Source organism: Nocardioides albidus (assembly GCF_006335005.1).
In the GTDB taxonomy this organism is placed as follows: Bacteria; Actinomycetota; Actinomycetes; order Propionibacteriales; family Nocardioidaceae; genus Nocardioides; species Nocardioides albidus.
The window spans coordinates 297,322-314,439 of the sequence record NZ_VDMP01000026.1; the positions used below are offsets into that span (position 1 = coordinate 297,322).

The following is a 17,118-nucleotide window of genomic DNA, read 5'->3' on the forward strand; positions in this document are numbered from 1 at the left end:
GAGGGCGTACATGGCGCAGCGGGTGGTGCTCCACGTCGGCACCATGAAGTCGGGGACGAGCTTCCTGCAGAACGTGCTCGGCGAGAACAAGGCTGAGCTGGCCACCCGGGGCGTGCTGTTCCCGGGGCGCCGTTGGCGTCGCCAGGTGCGCGCGGTCAAGGAGCTGATCGCCCACGGCGGTCCGGGGCAGCCGCCCATGCCCGCCGGCGGACTCTGGCAGCAGATGGTCGAGGAGATCCGCGCCTGGCCCGGCACGGCGGTCGTGTCGATGGAGTATCTCGCTCCGCGCGACGAGCAGCAGATCGGGCGGATCCGCGCCTCCTTCCCCGAGAGCCGGGTCGAAGCCGTGGTGACCTGTCGCGACCTGGCCCGCAACGTGCCCGCCATGTGGCTGGAGTCGGTGCAGAACGGCGGCGTGACCGGCTGGGACGAGTTCGTCGCCGCCCTCGGCGCCCGCAAGGACCCCACCGGATCGGCCAACAGGTTCTGGCGCCATCAGGACGTGCCCGCGATCGCGGGCCGGTGGGCCAAGGGCCTGGACCGCGGTGCGGTGAGCCTGGTCACGGTGCCGCCGCCGGGTGCCCCCGGCGACCTGCTGTGGCGCAGGTTCGCCGAGGTGCTCGGCATCGACCCGCAGGGCATCGCCCTCGACGTGCGCAGCAACCCCAGCATCGACCTGCCGAGCGCGCTGGTGCTGCTCGAGCTCAACCGCCGCCTCCGCGCCGGAGGCCAGGGCCTGCCGGCGTACTACGACCGGCTGGTCAAGCACCAGCTGTCCAAGCGCGGCCTGTCGCTGCGCGAGGGCGGCGGCCAGCGCCTCGGGTACGACGACGCCTGGGTGCGCGCCAAGGGCGAGGACCAGGTCGCCCGACTGCGCAAGGCCAAGCACCGTGTGGTGGGCGATCTCGAGGAGCTCCGGCCGATCCCGGTCCGGGGCCTGCAGCCCTCCGACGTACCGCCCGCGGAGGTGCTGAGCGCCGCCCTCGACGCCCTCCAGGTCGCGTTGGAGCGCTGGAGCAGCGCCAGCGACCGAGCAGAGGGAGCGAAGCCGTGAAGTGGCGCGCACGCCGTGAGACGGGGGCGGCGCCCGGTCCCGGCCCGGCCGCGACGGACCGCCCGTCCGGGGACGGGCTGCCGCGGGTCGCGGTCATCACGATGACCCGCGACAGCGGCCCGGTGCTGCGTCGCTGGGTGGAGCACTACCAGCGCCAACTGGGCGCCGACGACGTGTTCGTGGTCGACGACCACAGTGTCGACGGCTCCACCGACGACCTGCCGTGCACGGTGCTGCGCCTGCCCTACCTCGACAAGTACTCCTTCGAGCCCTCGCGGATGGGCATCCTCAGCGGTCTCGCGACGTCGCTGCTCTTCGCCTACGACGCGGTCCTGCTCGCCGACGCCGACGAGTTCGTCGTCGCCGACCCGGCCACGCACGCCTCGCTGCGCCACTTCGCGGCCGCCCGCGCAGGCTCCGGGCGCGCCGACGTCGCCGGAGTCCTCGGCTACAACGTCATCCACCGGGTCGATGTCGAGCCGGCGCTCGACTTCGACGCCCCCTCGCTGCTGCGCCAGCGCGAGTTCGCCCGGTTCACGCCCCTCATGTGCAAGCCGGCCCTCAAGTGGGTCGACGCCGACTGGGCCCACGCCTCCCACGGCATCCGGCACCCGTTCGAGCCCGACCCCGACCTGTTCATGTTCCACTTCAAGTTCGCCGACCTCGGACAGCTCGAGTTGCTGGCCGAGCACCGTCACCAGGCCGCCGTGGTCGAGGGACGCGCGGTGAAGTCGAGCTGGAGCAGGCCGACCGACGAGATCGTCGAGGCACTGCGGACCGCGGCGGCCCAGGTCGAGCAGGCCATCGCCCAGGACGAGCTCGGCAGGTTCCGGCCGGGGCCGAAGAAGATCGGCTCGATCGTGCAGAACGAGGGGGACCTGTGGCGGGCCACGGGCGCCGGCCAGCATCTGGCGCTGGTGAAGCCGCCGTACGTCCGGATCCCCGATCGCCTGCGCGACCTCGTCTGACAGGCTGGCCCCATGACCGACTTGGCCGTCACGACCGTCGACACGACGGGCCTGGTCCTCTCCGGTGTCGTGGAGGACCGCGCTCTCGACGTCCTCTTCGACGATCGCCGGATCTGGTCGTTCTGGTCGGTGCGCGACACCGAGGAGGACCCGTCCGCGCCCCCGGGGGAGCGGCGGATCGCCTGGCCCGAGCGGATGGTGCGCTTCCTGGACGGACCGACGCGCCTGCGGGTGCGCGACCACGTCGCCGGCACGGTCGTGTACGACGAGGAGACCGTGTTCGGGACCGGCGAGGAGCGGATCGCCTTCGTCAACAAGTCCGGTCTGCCGATCGCGCTCGACAAGTCCGGCCGGTTCCACCCCGAGTTCTCGGTGCGCAGCGACGACCAGCTCGAGCCGCTGCTGGAGGCGATGCACCGGGTCATCGCGATCCTCGAGGAGGAGGGGATCGCTGCCTTCCCGGCGTACGGCACGCTGCTGGGCGCGGTGCGCGAGCAGGACTTCCTCGGCCACGACTCCGACGCCGACCTCGGCTACGTGTCGCGCCACACCTCGCCCGTCGACGTCGTCCGCGAGTCCTTCCGGCTCCAGCGGGCGCTCGCGCGGCGGGGGATGGCGACCTTCCGCTACAGCGGCGGCGCCTTCCGCATCGACGTCGAGGAGAGCGACGGCTCGGTTCGCGGGCTCGACCTGTTCGGCGGCTTCTTCGCCGGCGACGGCAGGCTCTACCTGATGGGCGAGGTGGGGGTGGAGTTCCGCGAGGAGTGGATCTTCCCGCTGTCCACGGTGACCCTCGCCGGTCACGAGTTCCCGGCCCCGGCCGTCCCGGAGCGACTGTTGGAGGCGATGTACGGGCCGCACTGGCGCGTGCCCGATCCGGCGTTCAAGTTCGAGACCTCCGAGGAGGTCAAGACCCGCCTCGACAACTGGTTCCGCGGGCTCTCGCCGTACCGCCGCGACTGGCAGACCAATCGCGCGCACCGCAAGGGCGACGTCAACGCGCCCGCCTCGGATCTTGCTCGCCGGCTCGCCGCCGACACCGAGCCCCACGTCCACGTCCTCGACGTCGGCGCGGGCCGGGGGAGCGACGCCCTGCACCTGGCCCGGGAGGGCTTCCGCACCACCGCCTACGACTACGTCCCGCTGACGCTGCGCAAGGCGGGAAGGGTCGCGGCCCGCGAGGGCGCGACGCTCGACGTCCGCATGATCAGCCTGACCCAGCTGCGCTCGGTCCTCGGCGAGGGTGCCCGGGTGGCGCGCGACGACGGTCCGCGCGCGATGCTGGCGCGTCACGTCCTCGACGCCACCACCGAGCTGGGCCGCGAGGGCCTGGTGCGCTTCGCGGCGATGGCCCTGCGCGGCGGCGGCCGGCTGTACGCCGAGTTCGCGACGGGCGAGGGCGAGGCGGGGGAGGGTTTGTATCCTGTCCCCCTCGACCGGGTCCTCGCCTCGATCGGGCGGTTCGGAGGATCGGTCGTCTCGGCGGACGTCGAGCCCGGTGCCCCGGGCCGCGCCGGACGGGCCGTCGTGGTCGCCCGATGGTGAACGGCCAGCGGTGAGTGCAGATGAGGGATGAGATGACACAGAATCGCTGGAACCTGTTCGCGACCGTCCGCGCCCAGCGGCTCCGGATCGAGAAGCTCGAGACCGAGGTCGCCGAGCTGCAGCGCCACTACGTGCGGATGGCCGAGCTGGTCGATGTCGTCCAGGAGCTGCTGATCCCCGTCGCGCAGCGGGACGAGGCCAGGATCGCCGAGGCGATCGAGGCCTTCGACCAGAGTCTCTGACTCCGGGGACCGGTCATGGCACGTCGCGTCTTCGTCCACATCGGCCTGCCCAAGACGGCCACCACCTACCTCCAGACCATCGTCTGGTCCTCACGGGACCGCCTGCTCGAGGACGGCATGCTGCTGCCCGGGTTGGGCCGCTTCGACCATCTGTGGAGCAGCCGGATCGTTCGTGAGGACCCGCGCCTGCCGAAGGCGTCCGAAGAGCACCGCACTGCGTGGGAGCGCCTGCGCGCCGAGATCGCGGCCCACGACGGGGACGCCCTGGTCACCCATGAGTTCTTCGCGGCCGCCAGTGCCGAGCAGGCTCGGCGGATGGCCGAGGAGCTCGCTCCGGCCGAGGTCCACGTGGTGATCACGGCACGCGACCTGCTCGGCCTGTTCACCGCGAGCTGGCAGGAGAGCCTCAAGAACCGCGGGACGGCGCCGATGGCCGACTACTCCCGGGATGTCTCCGAGGACCCCCGCGACGTGTGGAACTGGCGCACCCTGGACCTCCACCTGGTCCTGCAGCGCTGGTCGGAGGCGGTGGCCCACGAGCGGATCCACGTGCTCCCCCTCGACACCTCGGCCCCGCGCGAGGAGATCTGGCACCGCTTCGCCGGCCTGTTGGGCCTGCGCGCCGGCGCCTACGACCTGTCTCGCTCCTTCCCCAACGAGTCGATGGGGGTCGTCGAGGCGGAGGTGCTGCGCCGCGTCAACGAGCACCTGGTCGCGCACAGGTCGCTCGGTGCCGCGCGCGACCGCGGCATGTTCATCCGCACCTTCCTCGCCGACGAGCGGCTGGTCCCGCGCCGGGGTGAGAAGTTCTGGCCCCAGGCGGACCGGGTCGAGGAGTGCCGCCGCCGCAACGAAGCGACGCTCGCCTACCTGCGCGCCCACCCCGTCGACGTCGTCGGCGACCTCAGCCGGCTCGAGATCCCCGCCGAGCTCCCGCAGCGTCGTACGCCGGACACGGTGACCGACGCCGAGGTGGCCGCCGTGGCCACGGACCTCGTGGCGACGATGCTGGCCGATGTCCGCGAGCTCCGGGTCGCGCCTCCTGCCGCCCCTCGCGAACCGGCCAGGCGCGGTCTGCTCGGCGCGCTCCGGCGCCGCTGACCGACCGCTCAGGTCGCGCCCGCGCGGGCCGAAGGGCGAGGCGGAATTCGCTCGTCCCCTTTTCGGTGGACCGCGTGTATTCCGATAGGAATGACACCGTTGTCATTCATCGAATTACGTCTCTGTAGTTATTCGCGCCGTATTGCCATGGTGAAGTTGTTACTGGTGTGATTCCTGAGGAAATTGTTCGCTCGGTGCATTCCGGCACCGTGAATCGGGAGGTCCCATGCGCACGCTGAGCTCGCTTCGATGGTCAGGGCGAATGCTCCTGCGCCGGTTCGGCGCGCTACCGTCGGCGCTCACCGCGCTGGCGGTGCTCGCCACGCTCCTCGCCCTCGCGGCAGCGGGCGGCAACGGCGGGCGCAGCGATCTGAAGCCCGCGGCGGCCGACCCGGCAGGCGGCGTGCGTCTGGTGCAGGCCAACATCAAGTCCGGGATGTCGCTCGAGCGGACCGCGGCCGACCTCGGTCAGGTGTTCGCGCAGCTGCCGGACTTCATCACGTTCAACGAGGTCTCCAGTCGCCCGGACACCCTGCTCGCGCCCCCGGGATATGCCATCCAGCGCACGCCGGGCACCTACACCGGCGCCACCGCCGTGGTCTGGGACGCCACGCGCTGGACCAAGATCGCCGGCGGCAACTACAACATCAGCAATGTGTGGGGGAAGTCGCGTAAGCAGAAGGTCCACTGGGGCGTTCGCTACGCCAACTGGGCCACCCTGCGCAACGCCGAGGGTCGCACCGTCTCGGTCGTGGCCGTGCACTTCTCGCCGGTCACCAGGTACACCCCCGGGATCACCCTGCCGTCGTACCAGCGGATGGCGGCGCTCGCCCAGACCCTCTCGGCGAGCGGACCGGTGCTGATGGCCGGTGACGTGAACGTCCACTTCAACGGCGGCGGCTACCCGCGCAACGAGATCGCGGCGATGGGCCTGGTCAACGTCTTCGACCTGTTCGGCGTCGCGCCGCCCACCCACGACAGCGGTGCGGTCATCGACCACGCCTACCTCTACCAGGGCGACCCGCTGCTGCCGGTGACGAACCTGACCACCGCCGAGCTCTACTCCGACCACAAGATGATGGTCGTCGACCTCGGCAACGTCGGCCCGCGCGCCGGCGCCTTCGCTCCCGGCTGGGTCACCAACAAGGGCGACGCCAAGGCGACCCTGCGACTGGTCCGCTCCTCGATCAACCAGGCGCCGCCGGGCTCGGCGCTGCACCTGGCCACCAAGAAGCTGAGCGGCAAGGGCATCTACCGCGCCATCGTCAACGCCCGCGCCCGGGGCGTCGAGGTCCAGATCATCACCGGGCACCGCAAGGCCACCGACCTGGACCGCAAGCTCGCGAAGCTGCTCGGGACCAAGAAGAAGCACAAGTCGTGGGCCAAGCGGAAGTCCGACTGGGGCAGCTACGGGCTGCCGCGGGCGCTCGTGCTCGCCAGCACCTCCGGCGGCACCCGAGCGGTGCGCATCGACTTCAACCGACCCTGGGTGACGAAGGCCCAGAAGAAGTCCGGCTCGATCGCCCAGATCCGCTCGGACCAGTTCGGCTACGACGAGATGTTCATCAAGTTCTTCGCCGCGGTCGGCCGCACGATCTGACCAGTTCACTCCGCACGCACCCCGGACGGGGGCCGACGGGTGAGATGTCTCACGCGGTCTCGGCTCCCGTTCGGGGGGCCACCGCATGTCTACCCGCGGGTACAGTGCGGTCCGGCCGCACCAGCGCCGTGCCGTTCGCTGAAGGGGAGAATCGATGACCCGGCTTTGCCAGACCGAGGGCCTCACCGAGGACCAGACCGAGATCCTGAAGGCCGTGCGCGTCTTCGTCGACGAGCAGATCATCCCGGTGGCCCAGGAGCTCGAGCACTCCGACACCTACCCGCAGGAGATCGTCGACGGTCTCAAGGAGCTGGGTGTCTTCGGCCTGACCATCCCTGAGGAGTTCGGCGGGCTGGGCGAGTCCCTGCTGACCTACGCCCTCGTGGTCGAGGAGATCGCGCGAGGCTGGATGAGCGTCTCGGGCGTCATCAACACCCACTTCATCGTCGCCTACCTGCTCATGCAGCACGGCACCGAGGAGCAGAAGCAGAAGTACCTCCCGCGGATGGCGACCGGCGAGGTCCGCGGCGCGTTCTCGATGTCCGAGCCGGGCCTGGGCTCGGACGTGTCGGCCGTGTCGACGAAGGCCACCAAGCAGGCGGACGGCTCGTATTCGATCACCGGCCAGAAGATGTGGCTGACCAACGGCGCGTCCTCGACGCTGGTCGCGCTCCTGGTCAAGACCGACGAGGGCGCCGAGAGCGTCTACAAGAACATGACCACCTTCCTCGTCGAGAAGGAGGCCGGCTTCGGGGAGACCGCGCAGGGCGTCACCGTGCCCGGCAAGATCGACAAGATGGGCTACAAGGGCGTCGAGACGACCGAGCTCATCCTCGAGGGCCACCAGATCGCGGCCGAGGCGATCCTGGGCGGCGAGCCCGGCAAGGGCTTCTTCCAGATGATGGACGGCGTCGAGGTCGGCCGCGTCAACGTCGCCGCCCGCGCCTGCGGCCTGGCCTGGCGCGGCTTCGAGCTCGGCGTCGCCTACGCCCAGCAGCGCAAGACCTTCGGCAAGGTCATCGCCGACCACCAGGCGGTGCTGTTCCGGATCGCGGAGATGGCGACCAAGGTCGAGGTCGCCCACAACATGATGGTGCGCGCCGCGCGGCTCAAGGACACCGGCAAGCGGATGGACGTCGAGGCCGGCATGGCCAAGATGGTCGCGTCCGAGTACGCCAACGAGGTCGTCGAGGACTCCTTCCGGATCCACGGCGGCTACGGCTACTCCAAGGAGTACGAGATCGAGCGCCTCATGCGCGAGGTCAAGTTCATGCTCATCGGCGAGGGCACCTCCGACATCCAGAAGATGATCATCGGCCGCCAGGTCCTCAAGGAGTACAAGCTCAAGTGAGCAAGACCAACCCGGGCAACTTCTTCGAGGACTTCCAGGTCGGGCAGGTCATCCGGCATGCCACGCCCCGCACGGTGACCGAGGGGGACCGGGCCGTCTACGGCTCGCTCTACCCGACCCGGTTCGCGGTGCCGTCGTCGGCCGCGTTCGCGGCGTCGGTCGGGCTGACGGGGCCGGACGGATCCGGGCACCCGGTCGAGGACCTCATCGCCTTCCACATCGCCTTCGGCAAGACCGTCCCGGACGTCTCGCTCAACGCCGTCGCCAACCTCGGCTACGCCGAGTGCCGCTTCCACCGGCCCGTCGTGCCGGGCGACACCCTCAGCACCACCTCCGAGGTGATCGGGCTCAAGCAGAACTCCAACGGCAGGAGCGGCGTCGTCTACGTCCGCTCGACGGCCACCAACCAGCGCGGCGAGGTCGCGCTGGACTGGGCCCGCTGGGTGATGGTGCACAAGCGCGACACGAGTGACGCAGGGGCTCCGGCGCCGGAGACCGTCCTGCCCGAGCTGGCGCCGGCGGTGGCCGCGGCCGACCTGGTGGTGCCCGCGGGACTCGACTTCTCGTCGTACGACTTCGAGGCGGCCGGCGAGCCGCACCGCTTCGACGACTACGTCGTGGGCGAGCGGATCGACCACGTCGACGGGGTCACGCTCACCGAGTCGGAGCACCAGCAGGCCACCCGGCTGTGGCAGAACACCGCCAAGGTGCACTTCAACAAGGAGGCGCGCCCCGACGGCCGCAACCTGGTGTACGGCGGCCACATCATCTCGATGGCCCGCGCGCTGTCGTTCAACGGGCTCGCCAACGCCCAGCTGATCGCCGCCATCAACGCGGGCGCGCACACGGCGCCGGCGTTCGCGGGCGACACCGTCTACGCCTGGTCGGAGGTGCTCGACAGGGCCGAGGTCGACGCCCCCGGGGTGGGTGCGCTGCGGCTGCGGCTGGTCGCCACCAAGGGACGCGACGAGTCGATGACCCTGCGCGGCGAGGACGGGAAGTACGCTCCCGGCGTCCTGCTCGACCTCGACTACTGGGCGCTCGTCCCGCGCTGAGGCAACCCGCCCCCTCACCTGACTCCGCTACGGAACCTGCACGTCCTTGATGGTGTAGGTCACCTCGTCGTCGACCGCGTTGGCGATCCGGTCGAGCATGACCGAGGTCGGGTGGTCCTGGCCGTCGGGCCACTTGACCTTGGCCTTGGCGATCCCGGGGGCGTTGGCCTGCTCGATGATGTCGTCGATGCTCAGCCACGCGAAGTCCGGCGCCGCGGTGCCGGCCGCGGGCCCGTCGAGCGAGGTCGCCTGGGTGACCTCGCCGTCGCGGACGACGACCTCCACGGTTCCGACCTGAGGGCAGTAGCAGAGGACCTCGAGGTGGTAGCTGTAGTCCTCGGCGGCGAAGGAGGGGTACGACGCGCCGCCGGAGCCGGGTGACCCGGTCGCCGTCCCCGTCGCTCCGGTCGTCCCTGTCGTGGTGGACGTGGCGCTCGGCGACGCCTCCGTGGTCCGGTCGGCTGCGCGCTCGGACTCCTTGGTGCACCCGGACGTGGCGAGCAGCAGCGGCACGGTGACGGCGGCGGTCAGGACGGCGGCAGGCAGGCGCATGGTGCTCATGATGCCTGGGACGTCCGCGGACGTCCTCCGGTTCCCGTGCCGTCCTGGCCATCCTCGCCGGCCGGGTGTCCGCCGCGGGCGAACCAGCGGGCCAGGGGCAGCAGGCTCAGCACCAGCACCATCGGCACGACGAACCCGAAGCGCAGCTCGTCCTGCCCGACCACCCCGGTCAGCACCGCGCCGAGCAGGCCGCCGACGTAGTTGAACTGGTTGAACCGCGCGATCACCGCATCCACCCGCTCGACCGAGCCGCCCGCGATCCGCGCGGCCGCGGAGAAGCTCAGCGGCGCGACCACGGAGATCCCCGCGCCGGTCAGCGTGAACCCGAGGACGGCGATCGGCCAGGTGGGTGCGGCAGTGACCACGACCAGTCCGCCGCAGGCGATCACGGCCCCGACGCGCAGCACCGGCGTGACGCCGTACCGCTCGACGAGCGAATCGCCCGCCACGCGCACGACCAGGCTCGCGAGGAGGTAGGGGAGGGTCGCCAACGCGACCCAGCTCGAGGGTGCGTCGACCACCTCGTCGAGGTAGACCGCGCCCCAGGTCTGCGCGGCGGTGTCGACCATGTAGAAGACCACCATGCCGAGGCCGACCATGAGGATGGGCCGCCACGGGATCGCGAGCTCGGCCGTCGTCGCGGCGCCTCCGGGAGTGCCGCCGTCACGGGGCAGGAAGGCGGCGCCCGCGACGATCAGCGGGAGCAGCGCGACGAGCGCCGTCCACGCCAGGTCGACGTCGGCACTCGCCAGGGTGAGCGCGGCGCCGAGCAGCCCGCCGAAGGTCCACGCGCCGTGGAAGCTCGGCAGGATGGTGCGGCCGTAGCGCCGCTCGAGGGCGACGGCCTGCATGTTGGTCGTCGCGTCGACCATGCCCAGCCCGACGCCGTACACCCCGACCCCGAGGAGGTACGCCGCCCACGCGGGCGCCGCGAGCATCAGCGCGGCGCCGGCGCCGACCAGCACCAGCCCGGCACGCAGCACCCGCGCGCTCGCCGCCCGCACCGCCAGCCTCTCCGCGAGCACCGAGCCGGCGCCGGCGAGCAGCACGATCGCGAGCAGCACGCCCGAGATCCCCAGCTCGGAGAGGTCCCAGCGGTCCTTGATGTCGGGCAGGCGCGTGGTGAGCCCGATGAAGACGAAGCCCTGGGTGGCGAACCCGGCTGCGATCGCGAGTCGGAAGCGCTGGAGGCCGTCGGTGAGGGGCATGTCGCGGATCCTGCCACCGTCGGCCGGTGTCCGGCTGGCGACTGGCAGGATGACGCCATGGCCGATTCCGCCTTCCTCGCCCGGCACGGTCCGACCGAGTGGAGCGTGTCGGGCCAGCACACCTCACGCACCGACCTTCCGCTGCTCCCCGAGGGCGAGGTGCTCGCCCGCGGGCTCGCCGCGCGCCTCGACGGCACGACGTTCGCCGAGGTGCTGACGAGTCCGCTCCGCCGCGCGCGTCGTACCGCGGAGCTGGCGGGCTTCCCCGACGCCGAGGTCTGCGACGACCTGACCGAATGGGGCTACGGCGACTACGAAGGGCGTACGACGGCGCAGATCCGCGAGGACGTGCCGGGGTGGACCCTGTGGACGCACGGCTGCCCGGGCGGCGAGAGCGCCGAGGAGGTGACGGCCCGGTGCGACCGCGTCGTCGGTCGTGTCCGCGCCGCCTCGGGCCCGGTCCTGGTGTTCGCCCACGGGCACGTGCTGCGTGCCCTCGCCGCGCGCTGGCTCGGGCTGCCGGTGACCGACGGTCGGCTGTTCCGGCTCGACACGGCCACCCTGTCCGAGCTCGGCCACGAGCGGGAGACGCCGGTGCTCCTGCGCTGGAACTCCTGAACCACGGGTGCGATGACCACCAGGCTTGACGAACCGGACCTGGGGCAGCACGGTTTCGATCATGCCGACCGATGAGACCGGTCCGCTCCGCGGCGGGCCAGACGGGGTGCGCGTGGAGTGCCCGCGCTGTCCGACGCCGGTGGCCGAGGTGGGCGACGGGCGCTGGTCGTGCCCCGACCACGGGATCGTCGCACCGCTGTGGCGGCCGCTGACGTCGTCGTACGACGAGTTCGCCTCGCACCTGCGACGGGTCGGCCGGTTCCCCACCTATCTGCCCTGGCCGCTGGGCCCCGGCTGGTCGATCAGCGACTTCGCGGCCGTCGTGTCGGGCGGTCCGGACGGTCGGGGGGCCCGGGCGACCATGGCCTGCGTCGCCGGCACCAGTCAGCTCGACGGCCCGGTGGACGTGATGGTGATCAGCGAGGAGCCCGGCACCGGCTTCGGTGCGCGGGTCGCGGGACTCGCGACGCCCCAGGAGACCGAGATCCTGGATCCCGGCCACGAGGTGGGCGAGGGCCCGCCGCCTGTGCGGGTCCGCGTCGACCAGTACCCCGTCGGGCTGTGGCCCGTCTCCGTCAGCACCTCGCCGGGGGAGTGGGACCGCTCCGTCCTCGCCGGGGAGGCCGGGGGGCGGTGGCTGTGGCTCGTGCTGCGGCCGGCCTCCGCGATCCTGCTGCTGCGCGACGACTGGATCCTCCGCGACATCTCCGCCACCGGGCCGCAGTTGGTCGCCCTCCCGTTCGGGGGCGCCGCGCCCTCCTGGTGAGTGAGTCACGCCGAGCGGGTCGGCCACTACGCTCGGCGGGTGACGATCGACCTGCACACCCACTCCAGCGTCAGTGACGGCACCACGTCGCCCGCCGACCTGGTGCGAGCCGCGGCCGCCGCCGGGCTCGAGGTCATCGGCCTCACCGACCACGACACCACCGCGGGCTGGGACGAGGCCGCCACCGCGGCGCAGGAGGCCGGGATCGGGCTGGTCCGGGGCATCGAGGTCAGCACCCGCCACCGGGGGCGCGGCGTGCACCTGCTGGCGTACCTCACCGATCCCGGCGACCAGCCGCTCCAGGCCGAGCTGGGCAGGATCGTCGCGGGCCGTGAGGAGCGGGTGCCCTCGATGCTGGCCAGGCTGCGCGAGCTCGGCATCCCCGCCACCGAGGAGGCCCTCGCCGAGGTCAGCCCCGACAACCGGGTGACCGGGCGACCGCACATCGCCGACCTGCTCGTGCGACTCGGCGCCGTGAAGGACCGCGACGAGGCGTTCGCGCGCTATCTCGCCGACGACGGTCCGGCGTTCGTCGACCGGTACGCCGCCGACCTGGTCGCGATGATCGAGCTGGTCACCGCCGCGCGCGGGGTGGCGGTGATCGCGCACCCGTGGGGCCGCGGCTCCGCGAGCGTGCTCGACGAGGCTGCCCTCGCCGAGCTCGCGGGCGCGGGCCTCGCCGGCGTCGAGGTCGACCACCTCGACCACGATGCGACCACGCGCGCCGAGCTGCGCGCGATCGCCGCGCGGCTCGACCTGATCGTCACCGGGGCCAGTGACCACCACGGCGCCGGCAAGGTGGGCCACGCCCTCGGCTGCGAGACCACGGCGCCCGACCAGCTCGAGCTCATCCTCGGACGGGCCGCAGCCCTCGGCTCGCCCACGAGCCTGGCGGGGAAGGAGCTCCGATGATCGACGCCGTCCTCCTCGTCGAGGTCTTCGTGACCCTCTTCGTCATCATGGATCCGGTCGGCACGGTCCCGATCTTCCTGTCCCTGACGGCGGGCCGCAGCCCGGCCACCGCGCGCCGCGCCGCCTGGCAGGCCGTCTCGGTGTCCTTCCTGGTGATCACCCTGTTCGCCCTGTTCGGTCAGCAGATCCTCAACTACCTGCACATCTCGCTGCCCGCGCTCCAGTGCGCCGGAGGTCTGCTGCTGCTCCTGGTGGCGCTCGAGCTGCTGACCGGCAAGCAGCACGAGCTCACCGCGTCCGCCGACGCCAACATCGCCCTCGTGCCCCTCGGTACGCCGCTGCTCGCCGGCCCGGGCGCGATCGTCGCCACCATGCTGTTCGTGCAGGACATCGGCTCCGTCGGCGACGGCCTCTCCGTGGCGCTGGGCGTGCTCGGCGTCCACCTGGCGCTGTGGGGCGCGATGCGCTACTCGCTGCCCATCCTGCGGTTGATCCGAGACGGCGGCGTCCTGCTCGTCACCCGGATCGCCGGCCTCCTGCTCTCCGCCATCGCCGTCCAACTCGTCGCCAACGCCGTGCGCGCCTTCATCGCCGGCGAAGGCTGAGCCGTCGAGTTTCCCCTGACTCACCGTTGACTTGCCACTTTCTCACCGTCGAGTTGACGCTCGGGTACGACGTGGTGGCAACTCAACGGTTGGAATGCGGAAACTCAACGGTGAGAAAGTGGAAACTCGACGCTACTTGCGGCCGAGGGACTGTAGGCGCTGCAGAGCGGAGCGGGGGACCATCCGGGACGTCGCGACGATCGCCTTGTAGCGCTTCGAGGGGATCGACAGGGCCCGGCCGCGGTCGAAGTCGGCCAGGGCGTCGCGCACCAGGCGGTCGGGCTCGAGCCACAGCATCCGGGGAGCGGAGGAGTCGCGGTCGACGCCGAGGCGCTCGTGGAACTCGGTCCGCACGAAGCCGGGGCACAGCGCCATCACGCTCACCCCGTGCCCGGCGTACTCCTGGTGTGCCCACGCGCTGAACGAGTTCACCCACGCCTTCGCCGCGCTGTAGGTGCCGCGGGGCAGGAAGGCGGCGACGCTGGAGACGTTGATCACGCCACCTCGACGGCGCTCGACCATGCCGCCGAGGGCTGCGTGGGTGAGGTGCAGCACCGCTCGCACCAGCACGTCCTGCTGGGCCTGCTCCACCTCGACCGGGTTGTCGAGGAAGCGCCGCTTGAGCCCGAAGCCGGCATTGTTGACGAGCAGGTCGACCGGCGCGGACCGGTCGGCCAGCCGGGCCGCGACCCGCGCCAGCCGATCGGGAGCGGTGAGGTCGGCGGGCAGCACCTCCACGTCGACGCCGTACGACGAGCGCAGCTCCTCGGCGACCGAGGACAGTCGGTCCTCGTCGCGGGCCACCAGGACCAGGTCGTCGCCGCGTGCGGCGAGCTGACGGGCGAACTCCAGACCGATACCGGCGGTGGCGCCGGTCACGAGGGCGGTAGGCATGCGCAAAGACTAGGGTCCCATCCGGCATGATGGTCCTGATGAACAGCGTGCAGGCGGCCCCGACGATCCTCGCCGTCGCCAACCAGAAGGGTGGCGTCGCGAAGACGACGAGCGTCGCCTCCATCGGCGCGGCGCTCGTCGAGCGTGGACAGTCGGTGCTCCTCGTCGACCTGGACCCGCAGGCCTGCCTGACCTTCTCGCTCGGCATCGACCCCGAGGACCTCGAGCTGTCGGTGCACCACGTCCTCACCAAGGGCACGGCGCCCGCCGACGTGATCATCGAGACCGAGGACGGCGTCGACCTGCTCCCGGCCACCATCGAGCTGGCCCGGGCCGAGGCCGACCTGCTGACGCGCACCGGGCGCGAGCACGTCCTGCGCGGTGTCATGGAGGACCTCCAGGCGGGCGGACGCGGCTACGACTGGGTGCTCCTCGACTGCCCGCCGTCGCTCGGCGTACTCACCGTCGCCGCGCTCACCGCGGCGACGGGGGTGCTCATCCCGCTGCAGTGCGAGACCCTCTCCCACCGCGGCGTGGGCCAGCTGCTCGACACCGTCCACGACGTCCGCCGCTTCACCAACCGCGACCTGGCGGTGTGGGGCGTGCTCCCGACGCTGTACGACGGCCGCACCAACCACGCGCGTGCCGTGCTCGACACGATCTCGGAGACCTACGACCTCGAGGTCGTCGAGCCCCCGATCCCCAAGACCATCAAGTTCGCCGAGGCGCCGGCCGCGGGCCGCTCGATCCTCGCGACCAGCCGCACGAGCAAGGGCGCCCAGGCCTACCGCGAGGTCGCCGGGGCCCTGCTCGCCCGATCGGCGCGCTGAGCCCGTGGCGAAGCACGCTGCTCGCCGCGACACCGGCCGCCACCGCGCACCGGCGAGGCCGCGGTACGGCAGGATCGCGGCCTTCACCGCGGCGCTGACCGTGACCTCCGTCGCGGTCGCCGGCGGGTTCGGCCTGCTCCCGGGCGGCGCCGACGAGCCCGCGGCCGCCAGCCCGAGCGGCTCGCGAGCCGACAGCAGCCCGGCCGACAGCGCGGCCGACAGCCCGGCGGACAGCAGCCCCGCCGCCAGTCCGGCCGCCCCGGTCGACACGCCGAAGCCCGAGGAGCTCGCCGCGCTCGACGGGCCGGCGACGGGCGACCTCGCCGACACCAGCTCCCAGGTCGCGGCGGTCACCGACTCGACCTCGCTCCCGGCGCGGTCCGGCAGCGGGCGCCGGATCGTCTTCAGCGAGGGCCGCCAGCGGGTGTGGCTGGTCGACGGCGACGGCGAGGTGGAGCGCACGTACCTCGTCTCCGGGAGCGTCGAGGACAACCTCGATCCCGGCACCTATGCGGTCTACTCCCGCAGCCGCAACGCGATCGGCGTCGACGACTCCGGCACCATGGAGTACTTCGTCCGGTTCACCCAGGGCACCCAGGGCGCCGCGATCGGCTTCCACACCATCCCGGTCGACGAGGGCAGGCCCGTGCAGACCCGCGCGGAGCTCGGGACGCCGCGCTCCCACGGTTGCATCCGCCAGGCCCGACCCAACGCCATCGCGCTGTGGGAGTTCGCGCCGGTCGGGACCAAGGTCGTCGTCACCGCCTGACCCAGGCACCGCCTGACCCACGCGCCCCACGCGCCTCACCTCGGCCTCCGGCGCGATTTGGCACCCTCGGGGGGCGTCTGTCTAGGGTGCCCGGATGCTCGCCCTGAACGGAAAGCACCTCACCCAGACCTGCGCCGCGGTGATCGCGGCGCTGATGGCCCTCGTCGTCGGCACCTCGCTGTCGCCTGCGCAGCCCGCGACCGCCGCGACGCCGGACACCGCTCCGGCCGAGCAGGGCGGCGGGTTCGAGATCCGCGCGATGACCTTCAACATCCTCACCGCCTCGATGGCCCCCGGAGGCCTGGGCCGCGCGAACGCCGCCGCCACCCAGGTCCAGCAGCGCGATCGCACCGTGGTCGCCTTCCAGGAGGTGCACCAGTCCCAGCTGAAGGTGCTGCGTCACCGTCTGCCGCGCTTCAAGTTCTACCCGCGCCGCAGCCTCGACAACTACAGCGGCGCGATCCAGATCGCGTGGAAGACCGACGAGTACGACGTCCTCGACAAGGGCGAGATCTACCGTCCCTCGATGGGCCACCAGCGCGCGATCCCGTGGGTCAAGCTCAAGCAGCGGGCCACCAAGCGCGTCTTCCACGTCGTCGCGATCCACAACGCCCCCGGCGGCCTCGAGGCCGAGCGCGACATCTCGACCGAGCGCGAGATCAAGCTCATCAAGCGCCTGGGCGCCAAGGGCAACCCGGTGCTGGTCATGGGCGACATGAACGAGCGGGTCGAGTTCTGCCAGCGCGTCGCCCGCGCCACCGATCTCGTCTCGCTCGGTGGCACCAAGCGCAAGCCGTGCCCGGTGCCGCCGAAGGCCGGACCGGACTGGATGCTCGCCACCTGGACCGGCACGAAGTTCAGCGACTACGCCAAGATCTACAACGGCATCAGCGACCACCCGGTGCTCGTCGGCAACGTCTGGGTGGAGCCCCAGCCCGCCTGACCCGCACGCGGAGAACCACACGACACACGACAGAGGAGCCCGGGCGATGCCCGGGCTCCTCTGTCGTTGCTGCGTGCGGTACGCCGTGCTTAGAGG

18 protein-coding genes are annotated in these 17,118 nt (G+C 71.7%); 15 read left to right on the forward strand and 3 right to left on the reverse strand.

Going from position 1 to position 17,118, the window contains the following annotated elements; all coding sequences use genetic code 11:
• Positions 1-10: 10 nt before the first annotated feature.
• From FHP29_RS17225 to FHP29_RS17260, 8 genes are all read left to right on the forward strand, one after another.
• On the forward strand, positions 11-1,054 hold the full coding sequence (locus tag FHP29_RS17225; protein ID WP_139624094.1) for a hypothetical protein: 1,044 nt from the start codon (positions 11-13) through the stop codon (positions 1,052-1,054).
• Positions 1,051-2,022: a glycosyltransferase family 2 protein gene (locus FHP29_RS17230; RefSeq protein WP_139624095.1), complete on the forward strand. Its 972-nt coding sequence runs from the start codon at positions 1,051-1,053 to the stop codon at positions 2,020-2,022. Before FHP29_RS17225 ends, FHP29_RS17230 begins: the two co-directional genes overlap by 4 nt.
• Positions 2,023-2,034: 12 nt before the next feature.
• Positions 2,035-3,567, forward strand: coding sequence for a hypothetical protein (locus tag FHP29_RS17235; protein WP_139624096.1), 1,533 nt, complete (start codon positions 2,035-2,037; stop codon positions 3,565-3,567).
• 32 nt (positions 3,568-3,599) lie between these two features.
• Positions 3,600-3,809 (forward strand): DUF6752 domain-containing protein, encoded by a 210-nt coding sequence (locus tag FHP29_RS17240; RefSeq protein WP_139624097.1) that lies wholly within the window; start codon positions 3,600-3,602, stop codon positions 3,807-3,809.
• A gap of 15 nt (positions 3,810-3,824) precedes the next feature.
• Entirely contained in the window at positions 3,825-4,910 is a 1,086-nt protein-coding gene (locus FHP29_RS17245; RefSeq protein ID WP_139624098.1) for a hypothetical protein, read from the forward strand.
• A 262-nt stretch (positions 4,911-5,172) separates the two neighbouring features.
• Positions 5,173-6,510 carry a hypothetical protein gene (locus tag FHP29_RS17250; protein WP_139624099.1) on the forward strand — a complete coding sequence of 446 codons (1,338 nt, stop codon included), beginning with the start codon at positions 5,173-5,175 and terminating at the stop codon, positions 6,508-6,510.
• A 154-nt stretch (positions 6,511-6,664) separates the two neighbouring features.
• Positions 6,665-7,861: an acyl-CoA dehydrogenase family protein gene (locus tag FHP29_RS17255; RefSeq protein WP_139624100.1), complete on the forward strand. Its 1,197-nt coding sequence runs from the start codon at positions 6,665-6,667 to the stop codon at positions 7,859-7,861.
• Positions 7,858-8,916: a MaoC family dehydratase gene (locus FHP29_RS17260; RefSeq protein WP_139624101.1), complete on the forward strand. Its 1,059-nt coding sequence runs from the start codon at positions 7,858-7,860 to the stop codon at positions 8,914-8,916. Before FHP29_RS17255 ends, FHP29_RS17260 begins: the two co-directional genes overlap by 4 nt.
• A 27-nt stretch (positions 8,917-8,943) precedes the next feature.
• Here FHP29_RS17260 and FHP29_RS17265 read toward each other — a convergent pair whose 3' ends face one another.
• The gene (locus tag FHP29_RS17265; RefSeq protein WP_139624102.1) at positions 8,944-9,468 is read right to left on the reverse strand and encodes a DUF6174 domain-containing protein; all 525 of its coding nucleotides are present in this window, start codon (positions 9,466-9,468) and stop codon (positions 8,944-8,946) included.
• 5 nt (positions 9,469-9,473) lie between these two features.
• Positions 9,474-10,685: an MFS transporter gene (locus tag FHP29_RS17270; protein WP_192904038.1), complete on the reverse strand. Its 1,212-nt coding sequence runs from the start codon at positions 10,683-10,685 to the stop codon at positions 9,474-9,476.
• A gap of 57 nt (positions 10,686-10,742) precedes the next feature.
• Between FHP29_RS17270 and FHP29_RS17275 the strand changes: the two genes are divergently transcribed.
• From FHP29_RS17275 to FHP29_RS17290, 4 genes are all read left to right on the forward strand, one after another.
• Positions 10,743-11,303 carry a histidine phosphatase family protein gene (locus FHP29_RS17275; protein ID WP_139624103.1) on the forward strand — a complete coding sequence of 187 codons (561 nt, stop codon included), beginning with the start codon at positions 10,743-10,745 and terminating at the stop codon, positions 11,301-11,303.
• A gap of 61 nt (positions 11,304-11,364) precedes the next feature.
• Positions 11,365-12,069: a DUF6758 family protein gene (locus FHP29_RS17280; protein ID WP_240044567.1), complete on the forward strand. Its 705-nt coding sequence runs from the start codon at positions 11,365-11,367 to the stop codon at positions 12,067-12,069.
• Positions 12,070-12,108: 39 nt separating this feature from the next.
• On the forward strand, positions 12,109-12,981 hold the full coding sequence (locus FHP29_RS17285) for a PHP domain-containing protein (protein ID WP_139624104.1): 873 nt from the start codon (positions 12,109-12,111) through the stop codon (positions 12,979-12,981).
• Positions 12,978-13,586 carry a MarC family protein gene (locus tag FHP29_RS17290; RefSeq protein ID WP_139624105.1) on the forward strand — a complete coding sequence of 203 codons (609 nt, stop codon included), beginning with the start codon at positions 12,978-12,980 and terminating at the stop codon, positions 13,584-13,586. Before FHP29_RS17285 ends, FHP29_RS17290 begins: the two co-directional genes overlap by 4 nt.
• Positions 13,587-13,718: 132 nt before the next feature.
• Here FHP29_RS17290 and FHP29_RS17295 read toward each other — a convergent pair whose 3' ends face one another.
• Positions 13,719-14,480, reverse strand: a complete 762-nt coding sequence (locus FHP29_RS17295; protein WP_139624106.1) for an SDR family NAD(P)-dependent oxidoreductase — start codon at positions 14,478-14,480, stop codon at positions 13,719-13,721.
• A 38-nt stretch (positions 14,481-14,518) separates the two neighbouring features.
• Between FHP29_RS17295 and FHP29_RS17300 the strand changes: the two genes are divergently transcribed.
• From FHP29_RS17300 to FHP29_RS17310, 3 genes are all read left to right on the forward strand, one after another.
• Positions 14,519-15,310, forward strand: a complete 792-nt coding sequence (locus FHP29_RS17300) for a ParA family protein (RefSeq protein ID WP_139624107.1) — start codon at positions 14,519-14,521, stop codon at positions 15,308-15,310.
• Between the two features lie 4 nt (positions 15,311-15,314).
• A complete protein-coding gene (locus FHP29_RS17305; RefSeq protein ID WP_139624108.1) occupies positions 15,315-16,079 on the forward strand; it encodes a L,D-transpeptidase in 765 nt (254 codons plus the stop codon).
• Between the two features lie 94 nt (positions 16,080-16,173).
• Positions 16,174-17,022 (forward strand): endonuclease/exonuclease/phosphatase family protein, encoded by an 849-nt coding sequence (locus FHP29_RS17310; RefSeq protein WP_139624109.1) that lies wholly within the window; start codon positions 16,174-16,176, stop codon positions 17,020-17,022.
• Positions 17,023-17,118: the final 96 nt, after the last annotated feature.